The organism is Acidimicrobiia bacterium, assembly GCA_036271555.1.
In the GTDB taxonomy this organism is placed as follows: Bacteria; Actinomycetota; Acidimicrobiia; order IMCC26256; family PALSA-610; genus DATBAK01.
Map to the genome: position 1 here is coordinate 1 of DATBAK010000081.1, position 3301 is coordinate 3301.

The window sequence follows — 3301 nt, forward strand, 5'->3', positions numbered from 1 at the left end:
GCGCTGCCGTCGACCATCGCGGCGTCGATCACCTGACCGAGTCCCGACCGCGCCCGTTCGAGCAGGGCGGCGAGGATCCCGGTGACGAGCAACGCGCCGCCGCCGCCGAAGTCGGCGACGAGGTTGATCGGGAACACCGGCGGTCCGCCCGCAGGCCCGAACGACGCGAGCGCGCCGGCGAGCGCGATGTAGTTGATGTCGTGGCCGACGTCGTTGCCGAAGGGCCCGTCCTGCCCCCATCCGGTCATGCGGCCGTAGACGAGCTTCGGGTTGCGCGCTCGGCAGGTCACCGGGCCGATGCCCAGACGCTCGGCGACGCCGGGCCGGAAGCCTTCGATCAGCACGTCGGCCTGCTCGCACAGTCGCAGCACGACCTCGGCCGCGCCCGGCGCCTTCAGGTCGATCGCCGCGCTGCGCCGCCCGCGGTCGAGCACCGAGTACGGCGACACGAAGCTCTGCCCGCCGACGGTCGCGCCGTTCGGGGCGTCGCTCGCGCGGTCGAGCCGCAGCACCTCGGCGCCGAGGTCGGACAGCAGCATGCCCGCGAACTGCATCGGCCCGATGTTCGGGATCTCGATGACCTTGATGCCCTCCAGCGGCCCCATGCGCGCCTTTCGGTCGATCAGTCGGTGAGACCGAACACGCGCTGCGCGTTCTCGCGTAGGAACTTCGGCCACACGTGGTCACGGAACGGCACGTCGGGCATCTCCGTGAAGATGCGATCGAGCGTGAGTCCGGCGGCGTAGTAGCCCGCGTACATGACCTTGTCGGCGCCGCGCGTGTTCGCGTAGTTCACGATGTCGGGCGGGTAGTGCTTCGGCGCGAACGCGCTCGTGGAGTAGTAGAGGTTCGGCCATTTGAGGAGCAGCTTCACCATCAGCGCGGTCCACGGCTCCGCGCCGTGGCGCACGATGAGCTTGAGCTCCGGGAAGAACCAGCAGATCTCGTCGAGTTGGTCGACGGTCTGTGGATACATCGGGATGCGCGGTCCCGGAACGCCCGCGTACACGATCATCGGCACGTCGAGCTCCACGCACTTGGCGTAGATCGGGTACATCTTCTTGTCGCCGATCGGGACCTGCGGGTTGAGCCCGGTGCCCCAGGTGTGGCCGGCGTGGACGCCCTGCTCCTTCACCGCGCGCTCGAAGCGTCGGATCGCATCCATTCCCTGGTTGGGGTCGACGTTCACCATGCCGAGGAAGCGATCGGGGTGTTCGCGGAACCCGCGCTGCGCGTGCTCGTTCTCGTGCACGCCCACGAGCGCGCGCCGGACGTTGTGCTTGTCCATCTCCGCGAGCGCGAGGGCGACGGGATCGTCGACCTCGTCGTAGGTCGGGACGCCCTTGAACATGTACTGCGCGGGCATCGCCATCGTCTTCGACTCCGCGTCGTTCGTGATCGCACGGATGCTGTCGAACTTCTTGGCCTGCTTCTCCTTCGACGCCGGCATCGAGAGGAAGAGGTCGATGACACCGCCGGCCTGCGCGTCGGTGAACGCTGAGCTCATGCGGCTTCCTGCCGGGTCACCGGCGGCAGCTTGAAGGCCTTCTGCGCGTTCTCGCGCAGGAATTTCGGCCACACGTGGTCGCGGAACGCGACGTCGGGCAGCTCGGTGAACTGCCGGTCGTAGGTCAGCCCCGCGGGGAAGTAGCCGCTGAAGAGGACCTTGTCGGCGCCGCGTGTGTTCGCGTAGTCGACGATGTCCTTCGGGTAGTGCTTCGGCGCGAACGCGGTCGTCGAGTAGTAGAGGTTCGGCCATTTCAGCATGAGCTTCACCGCGAGCGCGGTCCACGGCTCGCAGCCGTGGCGCGTCACGAAGCGCAACTCGGGGAAGAACCAGCAGATCTCGTCGAGGAACTCCACTTGCTGCGGTGTGAACGGGATGCGCGGACCGGGCACGCCGACCGTCGACCCGAACGTGACGTCGACCTCGATGCACTTCGCGTAGATCGGGAAGAACTTCTTGTCGTTGAGCGCGACCTGCGGGTAGAGGCCCGCGGGGAACGCGCCGACGCACTTGAGGTCCCACTCGTTCGCGTAGCGGTCGATCTTGCGGACCGCGTCCATGCCGTCGTTCGGGTCGATCGAGATGCTCGCGAAGAAGCGGTCGGGGTGCTCGCGAACCGCGCGCTGTCCGGCGTCGTCCTCGATCGAGACGATCGCCTGGAAGATGCCGTGCCGGTCGAGCTCGGCGAGCAGCCACGTCACCGGGTCGTCGAGCTCACCTTCCTCCCACTTGGGCACGTCCTTGAACATGTAGCCCGCGGGGAACTCGAGTCCGCCCTGACCTTCCTTGCTCTCGGTGTCGCGCGTCTGCTTGCGGATGAACGAATAGAACTCGTACATCTCTTCGCGCGTCTTCGGCATGCCGACCGCGGTGTCGACGACACCACCGGCGCGCCCGGCGTCGAACGCGGCGTTGTTACTCATCCAGCTTGAACACGCGAACCGCGTTCTCGCGCAGGAACTTCGGCCAGACGTGATCGCGGAACGGCACGTTCGGCATGTCGGTGAAGATGCGCTCGAGCGACAGACCCATTGGGAAGTAGCCCGCGTACATCACCTTGTCGGCGCCGCGCGTGTTCGCGTAGTGGATGACGTCCTTCGGGTAGTGCTTCGGTGCGAACGCGCTGGTGGAGTAGTAGAGGTTCGGCCACTTCAACATGAGCTTCACCGCGAGGTCGGCCCACGGCTCGCAGCCGTGCCGCGTCACGAACTTCAGCTCGGGGAAGTACCAGCACACCTCGTCGATGAGCTCGACCTTCTGCGGCGCCATCGGCACTCGTGGACCGGGCACGCCCGCGCACACGCAGATCGGGATGTCGAGCTCCACGCACTTCGCGTACAGCGGATAGAACTTCTTGTCGTTGATCGGCACCTGCGGGTTGAGCCCGCACGGGAACGCGGTTGCGGACTTGATGCCGAGCTCCTCGTACGCACGCACGAGGTCGCGCACGCCGTCCATCCCCGCGTTCGGGTCGACCTGGAACGAGCCGAAGAAGCGGTCCGGGTGGTCCTTGATCGCGCGGTAGGCCTGGTCGCCGACCTTCGACGCGCCGATCATCCCCTTCGCGATCCCGTACTTGTCCATCTGCTCGAGCAGTGACGCGACCGGGTCCTTGGTCTCCTCGACCTTGGGCACGTCCTTGAAGATGTACTGCACGGGGAAGTCGAAGTCTTCGAGCGACTCCTTGTCGTGCAACTGCGTGCGCAGGAAGTCGTAGTGATGACGGCGGTCGGCGACCGGGAAGCCGATCATCAGGTCGATGATGCCGATGTCGCTCGGCATGCCCATGTGCGA

General features: G+C 66.4%; 4 protein-coding genes. All 4 read right to left on the reverse strand.

What is annotated here, in order from left to right:
• A partial coding sequence (locus VH914_18100) for a CaiB/BaiF CoA-transferase family protein (GenBank protein ID HEX4493121.1) occupies nt 1-605 on the reverse strand: 605 nt, incomplete at its 3' end.
• A 17-nt stretch (nt 606-622) separates the two neighbouring features.
• Nucleotides 623-1507 (reverse strand): amidohydrolase family protein, encoded by an 885-nt coding sequence (locus VH914_18105; GenBank protein ID HEX4493122.1) that lies wholly within the window; start codon nt 1505-1507, stop codon nt 623-625.
• Complete coding sequence (locus tag VH914_18110; protein HEX4493123.1) at nt 1504-2430, reverse strand: amidohydrolase family protein; 927 nt, start codon at nt 2428-2430, stop codon at nt 1504-1506. Before VH914_18110 ends, VH914_18105 begins: the two co-directional genes overlap by 4 nt.
• Nucleotides 2423-3301: amidohydrolase family protein (locus VH914_18115; protein ID HEX4493124.1), on the reverse strand; the 879-nt coding region annotated here is incomplete at its 5' end. The genes VH914_18115 and VH914_18110, both read right to left, overlap by 8 nt.